The 18,659-nt window shown below is 61.3% G+C and carries 17 protein-coding genes; 4 read left to right on the top strand and 13 right to left on the bottom strand.

Annotated features, from left to right (window positions below; all coding sequences use genetic code 11):
* Nucleotides 1-4: 4 nt before the first annotated feature.
* From ACTZWX_RS06215 to ACTZWX_RS06270, 12 genes are all read right to left on the bottom strand, one after another.
* Nucleotides 5-997: a FecCD family ABC transporter permease gene (locus ACTZWX_RS06215; protein ID WP_444713188.1), complete on the bottom strand. Its 993-nt coding sequence runs from the start codon at nucleotides 995-997 to the stop codon at nucleotides 5-7.
* The gene (locus ACTZWX_RS06220) at nucleotides 994-2,031 is read right to left on the bottom strand and encodes a FecCD family ABC transporter permease (RefSeq protein ID WP_444713189.1); all 1,038 of its coding nucleotides are present in this window, start codon (nucleotides 2,029-2,031) and stop codon (nucleotides 994-996) included. Before ACTZWX_RS06220 ends, ACTZWX_RS06215 begins: the two co-directional genes overlap by 4 nt.
* Nucleotides 2,032-2,050: 19 nt before the next feature.
* Complete coding sequence (locus ACTZWX_RS06225) at nucleotides 2,051-2,953, bottom strand: FecR domain-containing protein (RefSeq protein ID WP_444713190.1); 903 nt, start codon at nucleotides 2,951-2,953, stop codon at nucleotides 2,051-2,053.
* Nucleotides 2,954-3,021: 68 nt separating this feature from the next.
* Nucleotides 3,022-3,519 (bottom strand): sigma-70 family RNA polymerase sigma factor, encoded by a 498-nt coding sequence (locus ACTZWX_RS06230; RefSeq protein WP_444713191.1) that lies wholly within the window; start codon nucleotides 3,517-3,519, stop codon nucleotides 3,022-3,024.
* A gap of 93 nt (nucleotides 3,520-3,612) precedes the next feature.
* Nucleotides 3,613-5,343 carry an ABC transporter ATP-binding protein gene (locus ACTZWX_RS06235; protein ID WP_444713192.1) on the bottom strand — a complete coding sequence of 577 codons (1,731 nt, stop codon included), beginning with the start codon at nucleotides 5,341-5,343 and terminating at the stop codon, nucleotides 3,613-3,615.
* A 212-nt stretch (nucleotides 5,344-5,555) separates the two neighbouring features.
* Nucleotides 5,556-5,897 carry a hypothetical protein gene (locus tag ACTZWX_RS06240; protein WP_444713193.1) on the bottom strand — a complete coding sequence of 114 codons (342 nt, stop codon included), beginning with the start codon at nucleotides 5,895-5,897 and terminating at the stop codon, nucleotides 5,556-5,558.
* Nucleotides 5,898-6,071: 174 nt separating this feature from the next.
* The gene (locus ACTZWX_RS06245) at nucleotides 6,072-8,060 is read right to left on the bottom strand and encodes an acetoacetate--CoA ligase (RefSeq protein WP_444713194.1); all 1,989 of its coding nucleotides are present in this window, start codon (nucleotides 8,058-8,060) and stop codon (nucleotides 6,072-6,074) included.
* A gap of 16 nt (nucleotides 8,061-8,076) precedes the next feature.
* Nucleotides 8,077-8,856: a 3-hydroxybutyrate dehydrogenase gene (locus ACTZWX_RS06250; RefSeq protein WP_444713195.1), complete on the bottom strand. Its 780-nt coding sequence runs from the start codon at nucleotides 8,854-8,856 to the stop codon at nucleotides 8,077-8,079.
* 57 nt (nucleotides 8,857-8,913) lie between these two features.
* Entirely contained in the window at nucleotides 8,914-10,284 is a 1,371-nt protein-coding gene (locus ACTZWX_RS06255; protein WP_444713196.1) for a TRAP transporter large permease, read from the bottom strand.
* 15 nt (nucleotides 10,285-10,299) lie between these two features.
* Nucleotides 10,300-10,914 (bottom strand): TRAP transporter small permease subunit, encoded by a 615-nt coding sequence (locus ACTZWX_RS06260; RefSeq protein ID WP_197463808.1) that lies wholly within the window; start codon nucleotides 10,912-10,914, stop codon nucleotides 10,300-10,302.
* Between the two features lie 76 nt (nucleotides 10,915-10,990).
* Nucleotides 10,991-12,076, bottom strand: a complete 1,086-nt coding sequence (locus ACTZWX_RS06265; RefSeq protein WP_444713197.1) for a TRAP transporter substrate-binding protein — start codon at nucleotides 12,074-12,076, stop codon at nucleotides 10,991-10,993.
* 321 nt (nucleotides 12,077-12,397) lie between these two features.
* Complete coding sequence (locus tag ACTZWX_RS06270; RefSeq protein ID WP_444713198.1) at nucleotides 12,398-13,810, bottom strand: sigma-54 interaction domain-containing protein; 1,413 nt, start codon at nucleotides 13,808-13,810, stop codon at nucleotides 12,398-12,400.
* 221 nt (nucleotides 13,811-14,031) lie between these two features.
* On the opposite strand from ACTZWX_RS06270, the gene ACTZWX_RS06275 reads away from it, so the two are divergent.
* Nucleotides 14,032-14,952, top strand: a complete 921-nt coding sequence (locus ACTZWX_RS06275) for an alpha/beta hydrolase fold domain-containing protein (RefSeq protein WP_444713199.1) — start codon at nucleotides 14,032-14,034, stop codon at nucleotides 14,950-14,952.
* Here the strand turns inward: ACTZWX_RS06275 and ACTZWX_RS06280 are convergent.
* Nucleotides 14,929-15,288, bottom strand: coding sequence for a DUF6164 family protein (locus ACTZWX_RS06280; protein ID WP_444713200.1), 360 nt, complete (start codon nucleotides 15,286-15,288; stop codon nucleotides 14,929-14,931). The two genes, ACTZWX_RS06275 and ACTZWX_RS06280, sit on opposite strands and share 24 nt — an antisense overlap.
* A gap of 83 nt (nucleotides 15,289-15,371) precedes the next feature.
* Here ACTZWX_RS06280 and ACTZWX_RS06285 point away from each other — a divergent pair, with 83 nt between their 5' ends.
* From ACTZWX_RS06285 to ACTZWX_RS06295, 3 genes are read left to right on the top strand one after another with little or no spacing between them, the layout of a single operon-like run.
* The gene (locus ACTZWX_RS06285) at nucleotides 15,372-16,784 is read left to right on the top strand and encodes a DUF2868 domain-containing protein (protein ID WP_444713201.1); all 1,413 of its coding nucleotides are present in this window, start codon (nucleotides 15,372-15,374) and stop codon (nucleotides 16,782-16,784) included.
* The gene (locus ACTZWX_RS06290) at nucleotides 16,781-18,211 is read left to right on the top strand and encodes a GTPase/DUF3482 domain-containing protein (protein ID WP_444713202.1); all 1,431 of its coding nucleotides are present in this window, start codon (nucleotides 16,781-16,783) and stop codon (nucleotides 18,209-18,211) included. Before ACTZWX_RS06285 ends, ACTZWX_RS06290 begins: the two co-directional genes overlap by 4 nt.
* Nucleotides 18,212-18,261: 50 nt before the next feature.
* Complete coding sequence (locus tag ACTZWX_RS06295) at nucleotides 18,262-18,657, top strand: ectoine synthase (RefSeq protein WP_008176749.1); 396 nt, start codon at nucleotides 18,262-18,264, stop codon at nucleotides 18,655-18,657.
* Nucleotides 18,658-18,659 lie beyond the last annotated feature (2 nt).

Genomic DNA, 18,659 nt, shown 5'->3' on the forward strand with positions numbered 1-18,659 from the left:
CTCCTCAGGTTTTGCGGTTCTCGCGATGAAGCAGGTAGAGAAACAGGGGCGCGCCGGTGGCGGCGGTAATCAGGCCCACCGGAAGTGTCACCGGCGCCATGGCATGACGGGCAATCAGCTCGGCAGACATAACCAGACAGGCGCCGGTGAGTCCCGATAGCAGCAGCACGCCTGTGGTCAGGGGCCCCGCCAGCAGGCGGGCAATGTGGGGCGCGATCAACGCTACAAATCCGATCGGCCCGGCCACCGCCACGGCCGCGCCCGCCAGGCAGGAGCCAATCAGCAGCAGCAAGGCCCGGTCACGCTCCACCACCAGGCCGAGGGCCCGGGCGCTGTCGTCCCCCAGCTGCAGCAGTTGCAGCCGGCGAAGCAGGATCAACGTCAGCGGTGTTGCTACCAACAGCGTAGCGGCCAGCCAGGCCAGCAGTGGCCACTGCGCCATAGTCAACGAACCGGCCGCCCACACCAGGGCCGGAGTGACCGACTCAACCGGGAACTTGATAATCAGGTAGCTGGTCAGTGCGCCCAGAATGGCATTGATTCCCACTCCTACAAGCACCAACCGGTTGCCAACGATTCCCGCTTTCCAGGCCAGGGTATAGATCATCAAAGCGGTCAGCAGGCTGCCGCCCATGGCGGCCAGAGGCACCATGCCAAGACCGGTCCCGGTGGTGATTAAAGCAACGGCCGCCAACCCGGCGCCGGCGTTGATCCCGATGATGTCCGGTGCCACCAGCGGATTGCGCACCAGCCCCTGGAACAGGCAACCCGACATCCCCAGGGCAAAGCCCACAAGCAGGGCCGCGATGGTGCGGGGAAGGCGCAGTTCATAAAGAACCATGGCTTCAATGGCTGACAGATTGCCGGTCACCACCTGGCCCAGAGCCGCCGAAGACAGCGGGAAAACCCCGAGGCTCAGTGACCAGAGCGCGAGCAACAGAGCACCGGCCAGGGCGACGAGACAGCAGAGCCCCGCGAGAGATAATCGTGAGGTCATAACTGCATCACCTTGTGCCGCCGGACCACCAGAATCAGTACCGGCGCACCAATCAGGGCGGTGACAATCCCGGCCTGCAATTCACCCGGCGATACCACGACCCGGCCGAGGGTATCGGCTGCCAGCAGCAGCGCAGGCCCGCCCAGCAGGCAACCAGGCATAATCCAGCGGTAATCTGGCCCGATCAGCAGGCGCACCAGGTGCGGTACCGCCAGGCCGACAAAAGCGATGGGCCCCACTGCGGCAACCGCAGCGCCACAAAGCAATACTGTGGCCAGGGTTGCCAATAACCGGATACGGGCGGTGTTCTGGCCCAGGGCAATGGCCACTTCCTCTCCAAGGTTCAGGGCGTTGACTTGATGGCTGATCGCAATGGCCAAAACCAGCCCCAACAAAAGAAATGGCAGAGTGACCAGACTGGCGTCGAGCGACTGGCCGGCAATAGAGCCGGCCAGCCAGAACCGGACTTCATCGAGGGTTTGCTGGTCGAAGATCAGAATGCCGCTAACCCAGGCCGACAGGAGAATACCTACCACCGTGCCCGCCAGCGCCAGCTTGACCGGTGTCGCGCCATGGCCCGCCGAACCGATCAGGTAGGTCAGGGTAACCGCGCCGATGGCGCCAGCGAAGGCGGCCAGCACCAGCAGTAGTGGACTGGTCAGCCCCGCCACAAACGACAAGGTCACCACCGCAAACGCGGCTCCGGCATTCAGGCCAAAGATGGTGGGCGACGCCAGCGGATTTCGGGTAACCGCCTGCATTAAGGCACCGGCCACCGCGAGCGCTGCGCCCGCCATGATGGCCAGCAGGACTCTCGGCAAGCGCAGAGTCCGGACCACCAGGTGTTCATCGGAGCCGTCATAAGCCACCAGGCTCTCAACCACGGTACCCGTGGACAACGGCAGGGAACCGATCCGCAGACTGGCCAGGGCGGCCAGCGCCATCAACGCGGCCAGAATAAGGATCATCGTGATCGGGCGGGCCACCTTGCTGGCCCCTACGGCGGTCTGGTGTTGATCGAAAGTCAGGGACATAGGGGGTAGGAAAATGTCATCAGGTGCTGATCAGAACAAACCAGGGGGTCACTCGACGAACGACCACGGGCAGGGAATCGGACAGGGCATCCAGGGATTGATCGATACGATCAAGCGGGAAGGCTCCCACAACCCGAAGCTCTGCCGCCGCTGGTGTGGCCACGATCATCCCCGGGTAGTAGCGATTCAACCGGTCGGCCAGGTGCCCCAGGGGCAGGTTATCGGCCACAAGTCGGCCCGAGACCCAGGCGAAATCACTTCCCCGGGCTTCGGAAACACGTGTTGATACGGGATCCAACATCGCTTTCTCTCCAGACAGAACCCGGACCCGGCCGCCGGTAAGATCCGAGACTTCCACCACGCCCTCCTCGACCGCCACCGTGAACGGCTGGTCATGCCGGGACACCGAAAACCGGGTGCCAATGGGCTGGATCGTTGCCTGATCGACGGCCACCTGCAGAGGCCGTGAATCCGGCGCGGTATGCACATGAATCGCCCCCACCAGCAAGACGATGATGCGCCGGACGTCGTTGAAGTCCAGGCGCACGGCGCTGGCGGTGTCCAGCCACAGCCGGGTGCCATCTTCCAGGGTCACCTCCCGGATTTCCCCAGTGGCCGTCTGCAGGTCGCTGTTCCAGGTACGTGCCAGATCCGACTGACTGGCAAGCCAGGCCGCCGGCACGGCCACGCCGATACCCATCAGCGCTTTCAGGGCTGTCCGGCGGCTCTGGCCGGCAGCGCTCAGAGCTTCCCGCGCCGGCCCGCGGCTGGCAAGACGGAAATCCTCATCGATCTGTTCAATCAGATGCCAGGCTTTACGGTGACTTGGGGCCCGGTCCAGCCAGGCCCGCCAGCGCGCACGGTCTGCGTCGGTACAGTCTTCGCTTTCCAGCCAGGCAAACCATTCCGCTGCTTCCGCCATCGCCTGATGGTCCGGAGGCCCGGAGTGCCCTTGTGGTCTCATAGGTCGGCCCGAAGTGTGTCAGGGAATTACTGAATAGCTGTCATGAAGTGCAACATGGCCTTGGCCATATATTTTTTGACCATCCGGTCCGATACACCCAGTTGTTCAGCTATCTGCTGATAAGTAAGCCCCTCGAAACGGGATAAGAGGAACGCGTTTCTTGGCTTTTCCGGTAAATTTTTCAGGCAGTCGTCGATCCGGTAAAGGGCATCGAGGATTTCATGGTGCTCTTCGGGGGAAATCGCCACCGCTTCGGGACGAGATTGCAGGGCGGCCAGATAGGCCTGTTCGATATCCCTACGGCGCCAGTGATTGGCCAGCAGCCCCCGAGCTATTCGCCCGAGATAGGCCTGGGGTTCCTCAATCACCGCCGGGTCTTGCTGGCGCTTGATCAGGCGCAAGAAGGTATCCTGAGCCAGGTCGGCAGCCAGTTCGCAGCACCCGGCCTTGCGAAGAAGTAGAGAATTCAGCCAGGAAAAATGCTTCCTGTAGAGGATTTCCAGCCCGTCTGCCTGTTCGTTCACCGTGTCACCTAAGAATGGGAAGGCTCAAATAATGAACAATAGTACAGTAAAATACGAACGATTGTCATTACGGATCAAAATCCGGCGCACGTCTTACTCCGTGGCCAGATACCCCTCGCTCTGCATCTCCCAGAGGCGGGCATAGGCGCCCCGTTGTGCCAGCAGAGCTTCGTGACTACCCTCCTCAATCACAGCGCCGTTCTCCAGAACCAGAATCCGATTCATGCCAGCCAGGGTCGATAACCGATGAGCTACCGCAATCACCGTACGGTCGGTCATCAGGGTTTCCAATGCCCGCTGGATTTCGCGTTCGCTTTGGCTGTCCAGAGCCGAGGTGGCCTCATCCAGCAACAGGATGGGCGCCTGTTTCAGAATGGCCCGGGCAATGGCAATGCGCTGGCGCTCGCCGCCGGACAGTTTCACCCCGCGCTCGCCCACCACCGCCTGATAGCCGCCGTCCCGAGCCATGATGAAGTCGTGGCAGAGTGCAGCCTTGGCCGCCGCCATGACCTCATCGTCACTGGCCCCGGGCCGGGCGTACCGGATATTTTCGAGGATGGTGCGGTGGAATAGCTCCGCGCTCTGGGACACCTCCGACAGCTGGTGTTTGAGGCCCTGCAGCGTCAACTCGCGGATATCCCGGTCGTCCAGCAGGATGTGGCCGCGTTCCAGATCGTATTGCCGGGTAATCAACCGCAGCAGCGTGGTCTTTCCGGCCCCGGAGCGACCGACGATACCGACCTTCTCACCCGGTGCAACCGTGACCGACAACGCCCGGAACACCTGCTTGCCGTCGGGGTAGCGGAACGAAACCTTGTCCAGGGTCAAACCGCCCTGGGCACGCTCAGGCAGCGCTGCGCCGTCGGCGCTGGTAATCGCAATCGGATGGACCAGCGCATCCAGCGATTCTTGCAAGTCCCCCACGTATTCGAAACAGGACAGGATGTTATCGCCCAAGTCATTGATGGTCAGCGCTAGCTGCACACCGATGGTCAGCATCATCACCAGATTGCCCGGTGTCAGCCGCCCGGCGATCACCTCTCCCAGGGCATGCCAGACCACCACCGACATGAACCCGACGCTGAGCACCAGTTGCGCCACGCGCATCACGGTGAAATACAGCCGGGCATCCCGGCCCCGGCGGTACTCCTCCTCCACTAGAGTCTGCAGCTGCCTGACCTCATCTGCCTCCGCCGCAAAACTGCGCACCACATCGTGGGCACCGATAGTGTCGGCAATCCGCCCGGACACCCGGGAACGGGCCGCGGCCAGGTCACTGACGATGCGCCCCACCCACCGCGCCAGCACCAGGGACACCACCACAAAGGCCACAGCGAACCCGACAAACGCCAGGCCATACCCGGGCAGCGTGATGAAAAACAGAAAGGCGAAGACCGCCAGGGTGGTGGCGACGCAGGCAAACGGCAGCACAAAGCTTTCGAACAGATTGATCGATGCCTGGCCGGCCTTGCGGATCTGCTGGGTGAGCGACCCCACCATGCTGTTCTCGAAAAACGATTTGGACTGCCGGAGGGTCCAGGCGAACAGCTCGGTATCAATGCCGGCACGCATCCGCGGCATGGTGAAGGCGTTCAGGGCGGTGTAGAGCCGCTGAACAAAAGGCCCCGCCAGCCAGGCAAACACCAGCAGCCAGAACAGGTCGTAGAGTTGATCACGTCTGGCCAGCAGCTCATCCGCATTAACGCCATCCAACTGGTCCACGAACTGTCCGACCAGGTAGGGCACCAGGCTCTGCAACGTGGTGGCCACAACGGTGATCAGCAGCAGACCAGCGGCCCGCTTGGGGGTGTAGCGGCATACCACCCACCAGGTGAAGGGGAAGGGGCGGTCGGAGAAAGGTGTTGTAATCGTCGGCTCCCACAGAGAATATTGACACTTGCAACATAGCGGCGTACGCGAGCTTCAGCAAACTGTTTTCGCTCGAGAAGCTTCCCTCTGTTTTGGTGAGCTTCCAAAATTGGATGCGTAAAGCCTCAATGTCTGCCCGCAATGGGTGGGCAGTTGCACAATTTCGTTTACAGCCTCTCGGAATGAGCGTAGGCGGTGCCTCTGGAAGGAAACGCTTGCCGGTCACCGAAGCGTTTTTCGAAGCCAGTGACGGCATTCTCTGCAATGGCGACAGAGGCTCTTTCCGTGGGAACAATGCGCCCGGATACCAGCCGGAAGACGGGAACCGCCGGAATCTCTTTCAGCAACACCAGCTCGCCACTGGTAAGCTGGTCTCGTAATCGGGCAGGGGTAAAACTGGAGCTCGAAAGGTAGCTGGCCAATTCCCTATCGGAGTATTGGTCCCAACCACCCTCGATCATCAACGCTTCATGAAGCGCAAGCGAGTGCGGGTCTGCTATTTTGGTCACGTCCGTGTATCCACAAGGTATTAATCGGCACAATCCATGCCTGTAGTGTGGTCAAAGGTACCTGAATCACCGAGCGAGTCCAAGCCTACATCCGGAACACTTGTGGTACTAAGTCGTAAGCCGACCCTCGCTAACCAGAAGCATTGCATTCATGGCCATCCCTGGCCGATCAAATCACTTTGCGAGCAAACCAGTCGCCACCAACCGCTCACGTATCCGATCCAGGGCTTCCGGGTTGCCAAGAGCATCCCGGTTGTCCGCCTTGCTTGAGCCATTGACCAGCCGGGCCACCGCGAGTTCCACTTTTTTACCGCTACGGGTGTAGGGAATGTCGGGGACCTCGACGATGTGTTTAGGTACGTGCCGGGGGCTGGCGCCTTCTCGGATTCGGGTTTTCAGGGTTTTGATCAGGTCGTCGGTGACGGTCTGGCCGTCGGCCGGGACTACGAACAGGACCACTTCCACGTCGCCGTCGATCTGGCGGCCGACTACGAGGCTGTCTTTGACCTCGCTGATGGTTTCTACCTGGCGGTAGATTTCCGCGGTGCCGATTCGGACGCCGCCGGGGTTAAGGGTGGCGTCAGAGCGGCCGTAGATGATGGCGCCGCCGTGTTCGGTGAATTCGATAAAGTCGCCGTGGGCCCAGACGCCGGGGAAGGTGTTGAAGTAGGCGTCTTTGTAGCGTTCGCCGTCCGGGTCCTGCCAGAAGCTGACGGGCATGGAGGGTAGGGGTTGGCGGCAAACGAGTTCGCCCCGGCCTTCGCTGACCGGCTGGCCGTCGTCGCCGTAGGCCACGGCGTCCACGCCCAGGAAGCGGCACTGGATTTCGCCTCTTCGTACCGGCAGCAGTGGGGTCGATCCCACAAAGCAGCCGCAGATGTCGGTGCCACCGGCGATGGAGCCGAGCAGTACATTGGGGGCGCCATCGCTGTACACCCAATCGTAGTCTTCCGGCAGCAGTGGGGAGCCGGTGGAGAAGACCACGCGCAGGTGGCTCTGGTCCAGGGTTTTCGCCGGTTGCAGTTCGGCTTTGCGGCAGCCGGCGATGAAACGGGCGCTGGTGCCGTAGTGGGTGACCCGCTCTTTGGCCACGGTCTCCCACAGGAAATTCAGGCTCGGGTAACCCGGGGAACCGTCAACGGTAATCACGGCGGCGCCGGTCATCAGGGCGGAGGCCTGCCAGTTCCACATCATCCAGCCGCAGGTGGTGAAGTAGAGGAAGCGGTCGTCCGGGCCCACGTCGCCGTGCAGCATAAGCTCTTTGGCATGGTTAACCAGCAAGCCGGCGGTGCCGTGCACGATGCACTTGGGTTTGCCGGTGGTGCCGGAGGAATAGAGGATGTAAACCGGGTGATCAGGGTCGACTGGGGTAAAGGAAGGTGCCTGACCTTCTCCGGCTTTCAGGGCATCGTCCCAGGTGGTGACCATCTCGCCGGGGATCGGGGCTTCATCTGGCAGTTGCGCTACGCTGACCACCAATTTCAGGGACGGCAGGCCAGCGATCAATTCGGCAAAGTCGTCCTGGCGGGCAAACACCTTTCCGCCATAGCCGTAGCCATTCACCACGATCAACGCGGAGGGTTCGATCTGGCCGAAGCGGTCGTTGATGGCACCAATGCCGAAGTCCGGCGACGCGGAGCTCCAGATGGCGCCCAAGCTGGTGGCGGCGAGCATGCCCACAAGGGCTTCGTAGCCGTTGGTGACCACGCCAGCCACGCGGTCGCCTTTCTGGATGCCTTTGCTGCGCAGGAAGGCTTCCAGGGCGCCGGCGTCGGCTTTCAGTTCGGCGTAGGTCTTGCGCAGTACCGGGCGGGTTTCGCAGTAGGCCACCACGGCTTCTTTGTCAGCATGCTCGCCGTCCGCCAGCCGCAGCAGGTTGGCGGCAAAATTCAGTTTCATGCCGGGGAACCATTCGGCGCCAGGCATCTCACGGCGGCCCAGCACCCGCTTGGCGGGGGTGTCGCAGACCAGGCCACAATAATCCCAGACTTTCTGCCAGAAGGTGTCCAGTTCGGTGATCGACCACTGGTGCAGGGCGTGGTAATCGGCAAACGGGCCAAAGCCCTGTTGCTCAAGCCAGGCCTGGAACTGGCCCATTCGGGAACCGGTGAGGGTTTCCTGGCTCGGGGTCCAGACAACCGGTGATTGTTCTGTGTTGCTCATCCGTCTCTCCAGAAAATTACTGCATATGCCAGCCGTGGCTGACCACGATCGACTGGCCAGTGAGGGCGGCGGACGGGAAGGCCGCCAGGTGCACCGCCAGCTCTGATACGTCCTCGAGGGTTGTGAACTTGCCGTCCACCGTGTTCTTGAGCATCACCTTGCTGATCACTTCTTCCTCGGAAATGCCCAGCTCTTTGGCCTGCTCTGGGATCTGCTTGTCCACCAGCGGGGTGCGTACAAAGCCGGGGCAGATGATATTGCTGCGCACCCCATGCTCGGCACCTTCTTTCGCCACCGCCCGGCACAGGCCCAGCATGCCATGCTTGGCGGCTACATAGGGCGCTTTCAGCGGCGAGGCTTCCACCGAGTGTACCGAGCCCATGTACAGCATAGTACCCCCACCTTGGGTGTACATCTGGCGCAAAGCGGCACGGGTCACCAGAAAAGCGCCGTCGAGATGCACGTTCATCACCTTGCTCCAGTCGGCAAAGGCCAGTTTATGCACCGGGTCAATGTGTTGAATGCCGGCATTGGCCAGGGCCACATCGAGCCGGCCCCATCGCTCAATGATGGTAGCAACCCCCTGGTCCACCGCCTGCTCATCGGTGACATCCATGGCCAGGGCCATGGCCGTGCCGCCCGCCTGCTCGATGGCCGCGACGGTGTCGACGGCACTTTCCAGCGTCAAGTCCGCGACCGCTACCCGGGCGCCTTCGCGGCCGTAATGTTCGGCAATGGCCCGGCCAATGCCCCGGCCAGCGCCGGTGATGAGTGCAACTTGGTTGTGAAGACGCATCACACTGTCTCCTTGTTGATGATCGGTTTGTTATTGGTCTTGTACAGGGCGGTCATATCAACGACCGCCGTAGACTTCGTTGGGCAGCCAGGTGGCCAGGGGTTCGAACCAGAAAACCAACGCCAGTCCGAGCACCTGCAGGGCAATAAACGGCAGCACCCCCAGGTAGATATGGCGTGTGGTGATCCCCGGTGGGCAAACACCCTTGATGTAAAACAGGGAGAAACCAACCGGCGGGGTCAGGAACGAGGTCTGCAGACAGATGGCGAACATCACCGCAAACCACACCGGCTCCACGCCGAGGGAGAACACTACAGGGGCCACCAGGGGCAGGATGATCAGGGTGATTTCCACCCAGTCCAGGAAGAAGCCCAGCAGGAAGGTAATGAACAGCACGGTGATCAGGATGCCAGTGGTACCGAACGGCAGGCCGGTAATGGCGTCACGAATCACATCGTCGCCGCCCAGGCCGCGAAGGACGGCGGCAAACACCGTGGCGCCGATAAAGATGCCGAAGATAAAGGCCGTGGTGCGGCTGGTCTGGTACAGGGATTCCCGCAGTACCTCCACGTTTAAACGCCGGCTCAGAAGTGCCATCAGCAAAGCACCGAACGCCCCTACTGCCGAGGCCTCGGTGGTGGTGGCAATGCCAAAGAAAATGGAACCCAGCACCGCGATGATCAGCGCCATCGGCGGTACCACCGCCAGGAATACATCCAGAAGCGCCCTGAGATCCAGCGGCTCCCGGTTTTTTGGCGCCGGGGCCAGGTCCTTTTTGATGAAGGAGGCAATCAGGATGTACAGGATATACATAGCACCGAGCATCAGGCCTGGAATCAGCGCCCCCATGAACAGCTTGCCGACAGACGCATCGGACGTGCCCAAACGATCAGCCATCAACACCAGCATGATGCTGGGAGGCACCAGAATACCCAGGGTGCCGACGGAACACGCAGTACCCACCGCCAGGGATTTGTTGTACTGCGCCTGCATCATCGGCCCGAGGGACAACATGCCCAACAATACCACCGAAGCCCCGACAATACCGGTGGAGGCCGCCAGCAGCACACCGACAATCACCACGGTAATGGCATAGCCACCGCGCAGGGGGCCGAGCACCCGAACCAGGCTGTGCATCAATTTTTCAGCAATGCCGGATCGGTCGAGCATGATGCCCATGAAGATAAACAGCGGTAGCGCCACCATCAGTTCATTGGCCACCACGCCATACAATCGGGCATCCAGGACGCCGATGGTGCCGTTCCAGGTAAACCAGAGGTCGGCATCAAAATGTTCGATCAGAAAGTTCGCCAGTACGGCAAACACCAGGCCTATGCCCGCCAATGACCAGGCCACTGGAAAACCCAGCAGCAACAGCACCATGAAGGCGGCGAACATGGCAATAACCAGAAGTGTTTCCAAGCCCATGATTCTTGTGCCTCGTTACGGATGCGGGTGTTCGCCGTTGCCATAGCCCTCGGGCGTGGCAATCTCGCGGGGAAAACGGAACAGTAGCGTGCAGCAACGCAGGGCCCGGGAAGCCAGGGCAATACCCACCAGGGTCATGCCGATGGGCAGCACACTTTTGAAGATGAAGCGATAGGGCAGGCCGCTGGGAGCCTGGGAACGCTCGTTGTACACATAAGAGCTGTAGGCGTAAGGAATCAGCGTTTCCACCATCAGGTAGACGATGGGCAGCGCCAGTAACAAGATGGCCGCCAGCTCTATTCTCGCCTGCCATTTCAGGGAGAACCTTTCCCGCAACACGTCCACCCGAACGTGATCGTCTTTCACCACCGCAAAGCCCAGGGTGAGCATCATGGCGGCACCGAAGAAGTGCCAGGACAACTCCTCAAGCCAGATCGATCCGGCATTGAGAATGAACCGGCTGAACACGTTGGCCAGCACCACCACCAGCACGGCAATCCATAGCCAGGAACTGAGCTTGCCAACGCCAGCCACAAACCGGTCCAGCCACCAGGACAACCGGTTGTAGGGCAGGCCAGACCCCGCCTGAGCAGGCACGGGCGCCTTGGGGGATTCGTGCTCGTGAGTCACAATCACCTCGACATAATCAGGGAAAATTCGGGGTGGGTGCCGGCAACGCCGGCACCCACAGGTTCAGGACTTGGTATCAGTCGTACTGATAGAAGTCCCGGGGCAGGTAGCCCTTGGAGTGCCAGATGGAGTGGTGTTCCATAAACTCACGCTGGCTGGTCAGAACGCGACGGAACATTTCGTCTCCGGCGGCGATCTCGTCCAGTACTTCGTTGGTGACTTTCTGAAGCTCACGCAGTACCGGCTCCGGCAGAGTCTGAGCGTTTACACCTTCCTTCTCGTAATCCCGCAGGGCGGTGGGCTGGGCCCATTCACTTTCGGCGAAGCCTTTCAGGGTTGCCGATTCGCAGCCCATTTCGATCACGGCGCGGGTTTCAGGCTTGAGCTTGTTCCAGACGTCCTTGTTCACCAGCAGGTGAGAAGTAGTCAGAGTCTGGTGCCAACCCGGCATGATGTAGTTTTTGATGATCTGGTCCAGGCCCAGCATCTTGTCGATGGCCGGTTGGGAGAACTCGGTGGCATCGATGGTCTTGCGTTCCAGGGCCTGATACAGCTCACCGCCCGGAATCATGGTGACTGACGCACCCAGCTTTTCCAGAACCTTGCCACCGATGCCGGCAAAGCGGATTCTCAGGCCATCAATGTCATCCAGGCTTTCGATCGGCTTGGCAAACCAACCGGCACCCTCGGGGCCAATGATCGAACAGAGCATGGGGTGGATGTTGCGTTTGGCGTAGATTTCTTCGAGTAACTCGCGGCCCTCACCCTGGTAATACCAGGCCAGGTAGGCAGGGGGTTCCATGTTGAAGGGGGCGCCAGAGTACAACGGCAACGCGGGAATAGTACCCTGATCGTAACCTACCCAGGTGTAACCGGCGGGGTACTTGCCCGTGCTGACGGATTCCATGATTTCAAACGGGGGTACCAGCTCGCCCGGCTCATAGTAACGAAGCTGGATATTGCCGCCAGAAACTGCTTTCAGGTTCTCACTCAGGTGTTTGACCGGGGTAGTCAGGCCTATCAGATGCGACGGGAATGCCAGGGGCACCTGCCAACGGACTCTTTCCGATGCCAGGGCATCGCTGCTGATCAGGCTGCCGGAAATTACAGCCGCAGCGGTAATACCATAGGTAAGTCGCGAGAGCTTTTGCTTGATCGACATGAAATGGATCCTTCTTGTTGTTGTCATCCACCTTTCGGTCTTGGTGCCGAAAGGCTGGTCTGAGTTGAATCAGACAACGCACGAAACCGCGACTGACCGGTTCGGGTCCAACGAATGTGCGCCAGTGTTGTTTTCGAGCGTTGTTCTGACGTCCTGCATTCAGGCTATAGCAGACACCGTGCCATCAAAACAAAGTCCTTATTTATCAATGAATTATAATCTTCGCCTTTATTTTAGAAACGTCGGAGCGTCTGGCTGACCGGACACTTCAAGACCTTGGTCGGAATGAAATGTCCGAAAAACAGGACACACGTCTTGGATTCAGGACAGTTTGGCCAGCTTTTCATAGAAAACCGACCGGGAAATGCCCAACAGACGGGCTGCCTTGGTACGGTTACCCCGGCATGCCAACAGCGCCTGCTCGATGGCCTGGGCCTCCGCCTCGGCCAGGGTCTGGGCGAGCGGCCGCACCGGCCTGGGCGCCATGGCCGGCACAGCGCGCTGGCTCGCCCTTGGCAACACCTTGAAGATGGCATCGGCATCCAGCAGGTCGCCATCCTCACTCATGGTCAACGCCCGCTCCAGCACGTTGCGCAATTCCCGGATATTGCCCGGCCAGTCATAGCTGCCAAGAGCCGCCACTCCGGCATCGGTAATTTCCCCCCGCAGCCCCTGGCCCTCGCAGATTTCACCCAGCAGCGCCTCGCACAGCACCCCGAGATCTGCCAAGCGATCCCGTAGCGGCGGTATGTTGATTTCCAGCACGTTCAGGCGGTAATAGAGGTCTGACCGAAAACTGCCCTCAGCAATCATCGATTCCAGATTCCGGCTGGTTGCCGCGATGACCCGAACATCCACATTGGCCACCTTGTTTGAACCCAGAGGTTCGATTTCCCCCTCCTGAAGGGCCCGCAGCAGTTTCGCCTGCAACGGCAGCGGCATGTCGCCCACTTCATCCAGGAACAGGGTCCCCCCGTTGGCCAGTTGAAACTTGCCGTCACGGGTACGCCGGTCAGCTCCGGTGTAGGCACCCGGCGCCACACCAAAAAACTCTGCTTCCAGCAAGTTTTCCGGAATGGCCGCCACGTTCACCCCAACGAAGGGTTTGTCGGCCCGGGGCGATACCGCGTGGATCGCCTGGGCCAGAACCTCCTTGCCGGTACCGGTTTCCCCCAGCAGCAGCACTGGCATGTCCCGGCCAGCGGCCAGACGGGCACGCCGTTTGACTTCCAGGGCAGCGGGACTACCACCGACAAAGTCCCCAAGGCTGTAACGGGTGCCCCGGGCCTTCTTCGCCAGCGCCTTGCGGGCGGCGGCGAGATCACGGTGCAGGCGGCGGTATTTTGATACCAGTGGCGTCAGCGGTTGCAGGTCGTCATAAAGGACGAAGGCAACCGCACCTTCAATCTCACCCTGCGGATCGTAATAGGGCAGTCGGGTCACCACCAGCTGCTGCTGGTTGTGCTCCATGATGTCCAACAGCAGGGGTTTGCCGGTTTCGACCACCTCCGGCATTCGGGTTTGAGGAATCACCTGGCGCACCGGTTTGCCGATCGCCTGCGCCGGGTCGCCAAGGCCCAGCAGGTGGGAATAGCTGCTGTTGATCCAGGTAATCCGGGTATGCCGGTCCACGGCAATGGCGCCGGCACTGGCTTCCTCGAACATGGGAAACAGCGCTTCTATCAGGTCTCTTGTTAGACCACTCTTGTTTTTTTTGGTGAACAGCTCAGTCATGTACCGCGTACTCACGGGTTGGAAAGGTTCATGGGTGCACCCTGGGCGTCCGGAATTCCGGACGCCGTTACGGAAGTATAGAAAGCCCCCTGGCCGGGGGCAAATCGCGCAATCCCGCCTTTCGGAGTCCTGCAATCCGGACACGCGCACATCAAACGGACATCCATCAACAGCCACAGCTCGTATCACCGGGATGATTGGCACACCGTAAGGAGACGAGGGTGATCGTTGAAAACGTCAGGTATATCCGCACCATCATGGCCATGGCCGCACTGCTGCTGACCGGTTGCGCCAGCCACCAGCCGACACCACCAGGCTCGTTGACCCTGCCGGAAACCGGGTTTGCGGTTCACCCCTCGTTACGTTATTCCCCGGACACCTGGCCAGAGCCGCTCTACGCGGACCTTTACCTGCCTGAGCGCAATGATCCTGCCCCGGTGGTTCTGACGGTTCACGGTGGTGGCTGGGAGCGTCGCTCCCGGAGTGATATGACCTGGGTGGCTGAAACCCTCGCCAGCCAGGGATTTGCCGTGCTGAATGTGGATTACCGGTTTGCCCCGGAGTTCAGGTTTCCGGCGCAGCTGCACGACCTGCAGATTGCCCGCCACTGGCTGAACCGCAATGCCGGCCGCTACGGTCTGGATACATCCCGGGTCACTGGCTTCGGTTTCTCCTCAGGTGCGCATCTGGTGGCGCTGTTGGCGACCGTGGCCAGCACAGACAGCGAACTGAACAGGCCCCATGGCGGGCCGGAAACGGCCTTACAGGCTGCGGTGGCAGGCGGGCTCCCGGCAGACCTGCCCGCCTTTGGCTCCGGCCGGCTGCTGAGGCAGCTGCTGGGAGCGGACCTGGAAGAGCAACCCGATCGCTACCAACAGGCGTCTCCGGTTACCCATGTGAGCCCATCAACTCCGCCATTTTTTCTGTTTCACGGCACCATGGATATGCTGGTTCCATTCAGGCAGGCCGAACGGTTTGCCGATGCGCTCGATACCAAGGGGGTGTACCACGAGATCTACCGGATGCGCCTGCGAGGCCATGTCACCAGTTTCCTGACCGCCGGCAATGCGGTCGATCAGGCGGCCCAGTTCCTGGCTCGCCAGGGGGCCGGACCGCAGTCAGCCCAGGCGAATGAACGGTAACAGGCTCAGGCCCAGGATAACCGCAATGGCGATGAGCGCCGCCAGAAAGGTGGCCGGCCGGCTCCGGAATTGATACCAGAGCCCGGTTTCACCACGCTGGCAACGGGCCAGGTATTCTTCGCGCTGGGCCTGCAGGCGGCGGGCCTGGTAGTCATCCAACAACGCCCGGGCGCGCTCGGCCTCGTCATCGTCATGCACCCAGAAGCCGCCCATGCTGATGCCCCAACGGCTGGGCGGTGTCTCGTAGTAGCGCACCTCATGCTCCTCGAACAGCGCGCGAATGTCGTCGGCCTCGTCGTCGGGTACGTTACGCAGATTCATCAGGTGGTGGGGCATAGGGCGTTCCGGCTGGCTTAACGGGCGTTGTTGGCTATATCCTAGCAGGAAAGCATAACCGACCGAATGCAACAGGATTCTGCATGAGCCACCACCCCCTTCGTCTGCTGCTGGAGTTTGATGACCGCATCCAGCGCGACAGGGAGCAAGCCCCCGCCTTTCTGCACCGCCGGGACCGGCGTTTTGCACTGGACTGCGAACAGCAGGGCATTCGCCCCGACGCAGCGGCCTGGCTGGCACACATGCAGCGACTCAGCGGCCCCGGCAGTGCAAGCCAGGCGAACCACAAGCTCGAGTTGCAGTGGCAACGTATCCAGCGTGGTTTTATCGCGGCCGGCGCGCTGTTCGGAATGATGACCATGGCCGGCCTGCTGTTCTACGACGGCGGCCAGCGCATCAACATCACGGTGTTTCTGGCCTTTGTGCTGCTGCAGCTGTTACTGGCTGGCGCAACCACCGTCCAGGCGGTTGCCGGCTGGCAGCCCTGGGGTTGGTTGCCCCGGCGGTTGCAGCCGCAACTGCCGGGGCAAGCCCTGGCACAATTGCAACCGCCGTTGATGGCCCGTGCCGCCCACGCCGGCGGCACCGCGTTCGCCACCACAGGGCTACTGACCCTGCTGGTATTGCTTGTTATTCAAGACCTGGCCTTTGGTTGGAGCACCACACTGGACACGGCCGCCGGCGGGTATCATACATTGGTGCAGGCGCTTACCACGCCTTGGGGCTGGCTGTGGCCAGCGGCTGTGCCGTCCCAGGAACTGGTCGAAGCCACGCGATTTTTCCGGGCGGCTCCGGATAGCCCCGGCACAGCCCCGGCACAATGGGGCCAATGGTGGCCATTTATCGTCATGCTGTGGCTAACCTGGGTGCTGTTGCCCCGCCTGGTGCTTCTGGCTTTCAGCCACTGGCTGATCACCCACAAGGCCGGCCAACTTCTGCAACAGCATCCCGGCATGCAAGCGCTGGCCTGGCGCATGGAAACCCCGACTCTGGACACCGGCAACCAGCACAACGACGCCGACGACCTCCCCGACACCACCACCCGGGCCCGGACCGTCGAACTGGCAGACACGGACCATATCGTCTGTTGGGCCGGTGCCGGTGAACCGGAGTTACCCCAGCAACTACTTGGTAACCAGACCCAGATCCTCAAGGCTGGAGGGCGAGCCTCTCTGGAAGACGATGACCAGGTGCTGGCAACCCTGGCGCAGGCCCTGGCCGAAAGCCCGAGCCCCGGTGTTATGGTCGTTACCCGCAGTTGGGAACCGCCCACCGGTGAGCTGCATGACTTCCTCGAACACGCCCGGGAACAGTGGCCAGAAAATACCCATGTGCTGGTGCTGCCGCTCGCCCCGGACGCCAACCAGGCGCCGCCCGAACACCTGATCCAGCCCTGGCTGCGCTTTACCGAGCGATTACCGGCGGGCTTTGCCTATGTCACCGTGCTGCCATCCTTGCCGGATAACCCTTACCAGACCGGAACCGAACACCCATGAGCCAGCAGCCGGTTTTCGCGGTGGTCGGCCACCCCAACAAAGGCAAATCCAGTGTGGTAGCCACCCTGTCACAGAACGACGCCATCGCCATCGCCCTGGAACCGGGCACCACCCGGGCCCGGCAGGCCTACCCGCTCAGTGTTGACGGCCAACAGCTGTACACCCTGGTCGACACCCCCGGCTTCCAGCGGCCCCGGCGGGTACTGCAGTGGCTGGAAGCCCACAGCCTGTCCGCCTCCGACCATCCGGAAACCGTCAGGGCGTTCGTGCTTCAGCACCAGGGCGATGATCGCTATGTGGATGAATGCGAATTGCTGGCGCCGATTATCGAAGGCGCCGGGATCATTTACGTGGTGGATGGCTCCGTACCCTACAGTGCAGAGCACGAGGCGGAAATGACCATTCTGCGATGGACCGGCCGGCCAAGCCTGGCCCTGATCAACAGTATCGGCGATGACGACTACAGTGACGTCTGGCAATCTGCACTTGGCCAGTTCTTTCAGGTTGTCCGCAAGTTCGACGCCGTTCGCGCCCTGTTCGAGCAACATCTGAGCTTACTCAAAGCCTTTGGCCAGCTTGAGCCCGACTGGGAGCAGACCCTCGCCCGGGCCACCGACCTGCTGGCCCAGCAGCGACAACAGCGCCGCCACCAGGCCGCCGGCCTGATCGCGCGCGCCCTGGAAGACATGATGGCCTACCAGGAGAAGCGCACACTCACCCTGGATCAGGTGGCCAGCATCAGCGATGCCTCTCTGGCCGAAACCCTGCGGGACCGCTGGTATCGTCACCAGCGGCAGCGGGAACAGACCCTGCGGGTGAACGTGGAACACCTGTACCAGCACCAACGCATCCAGCGCCAGGAAGCAGAGCTGGAATGGGCCAACCAGCACGATCTGTTCTCCGAAGACACCCGGAAACACTGGGCGGTCAGCAAGAAATACCTGGCCGGCGCCGGCTTTGGCGCGGGTGCGGTCGGGGGTGCCGGCATTGATGCCGCGACCTTCGGCACATCCCTGGGCACCGGGGCTCTGATAGGGGGGCTGATCGGTGCCGCTGGAAGCTACTTTTACGGCGACCGGTTGCTGCTGCCGGCACTGAACATCGGCCCCCTGAAAGACGGTTTGAAAAGCGCCAGTTTCGGCCCTGTACAGGACAGCCAGTTCGGCTATGTTGTATTGGGCCGGGCGGTGGATCACTGGTGGCACATCAGCCACCGAAACCACGCCGGCCGGGACCTGCTGGAGCTGGAACCGGCCGATCAGCACTGGCTGGAAAGGCTGGATAAACCCGGTCGGCGGGAGATCCAGAAAGCCTTCGACCGGTGCCGCAAGCAGAAATCGCTCAGCCATCAGCAACGACAGAATCTGGCGGCCGCCATTGAGCAGGCCATGATGGTTTACGACGATTGGCGGTTGAATCGGCGCTAACCGACATGTTTATACTGTACGGCTATTCCATCACACAATGAGGAATGCGAATGAAAATTGTACGAGTGCAAGACATCATCGGTACCGAGCGCGAAGTCACCGGCCCGGGCTGGACCAGCCGCCGCATGTTGCTGAAAAAAGACGGCATGGGCTTCTCCTTCCACGAAACCATTATTCCCGCCGGTGCCGAGCTGAACCTCTGGTACAAGCACCACTTGGAAGCCGTTTATTGCGTTGCCGGTAACGGCAAGATCCTGGACAAGGCCACCGGCGAAACCCACGAGATCACCGATGGTACCCTGTATGCACTCGACAAGCACGACCAGCATACCCTGTACGGTGGCACCGAAGACATGCGCCTGATCTGCGCCTTCAACCCGCCGGTCACCGGTCGCGAAGTGCACGACGAAGACGGCGCCTACCTGCCGGACACCAGCGAAGACTGAAC

It is taken from the genome of Marinobacter sp. NSM, assembly GCF_052380025.1.
Taxonomy (GTDB): domain Bacteria; phylum Pseudomonadota; class Gammaproteobacteria; order Pseudomonadales; family Oleiphilaceae; genus Marinobacter.

What these genes read in the sequence shown, in the direction of transcription:
- ACTZWX_RS06280 (WP_444713200.1), bottom strand. Translation starts at nt 15,288, where the DNA reads ATGCCCCACCACCTGATGAATCTGCGTAACGTACCCGACGACGAGGCC.
- ACTZWX_RS06255 (WP_444713196.1), bottom strand. Translation starts at nt 10,284, where the DNA reads ATGGGCTTGGAAACACTTCTGGTTATTGCCATGTTCGCCGCCTTCATG.
- ACTZWX_RS06290 (WP_444713202.1), top strand. Translation starts at nt 16,781, where the DNA reads ATGAGCCAGCAGCCGGTTTTCGCGGTGGTCGGCCACCCCAACAAAGGC.
- ACTZWX_RS06245 (WP_444713194.1), bottom strand. Translation starts at nt 8,060, where the DNA reads ATGAGCAACACAGAACAATCACCGGTTGTCTGGACCCCGAGCCAGGAA.
- ACTZWX_RS06225 (WP_444713190.1), bottom strand. Translation starts at nt 2,953, where the DNA reads ATGGCGGAAGCAGCGGAATGGTTTGCCTGGCTGGAAAGCGAAGACTGT.
- ACTZWX_RS06295 (WP_008176749.1), top strand. Translation starts at nt 18,262, where the DNA reads ATGAAAATTGTACGAGTGCAAGACATCATCGGTACCGAGCGCGAAGTC.
- ACTZWX_RS06250 (WP_444713195.1), bottom strand. Translation starts at nt 8,856, where the DNA reads ATGCGTCTTCACAACCAAGTTGCACTCATCACCGGCGCTGGCCGGGGC.
- ACTZWX_RS06215 (WP_444713188.1), bottom strand. Translation starts at nt 997, where the DNA reads ATGACCTCACGATTATCTCTCGCGGGGCTCTGCTGTCTCGTCGCCCTG.
- ACTZWX_RS06265 (WP_444713197.1), bottom strand. Translation starts at nt 12,076, where the DNA reads ATGTCGATCAAGCAAAAGCTCTCGCGACTTACCTATGGTATTACCGCT.
- ACTZWX_RS06270 (WP_444713198.1), bottom strand. Translation starts at nt 13,810, where the DNA reads ATGACTGAGCTGTTCACCAAAAAAAACAAGAGTGGTCTAACAAGAGAC.
- ACTZWX_RS06220 (WP_444713189.1), bottom strand. Translation starts at nt 2,031, where the DNA reads ATGTCCCTGACTTTCGATCAACACCAGACCGCCGTAGGGGCCAGCAAG.
- ACTZWX_RS06285 (WP_444713201.1), top strand. Translation starts at nt 15,372, where the DNA reads ATGAGCCACCACCCCCTTCGTCTGCTGCTGGAGTTTGATGACCGCATC.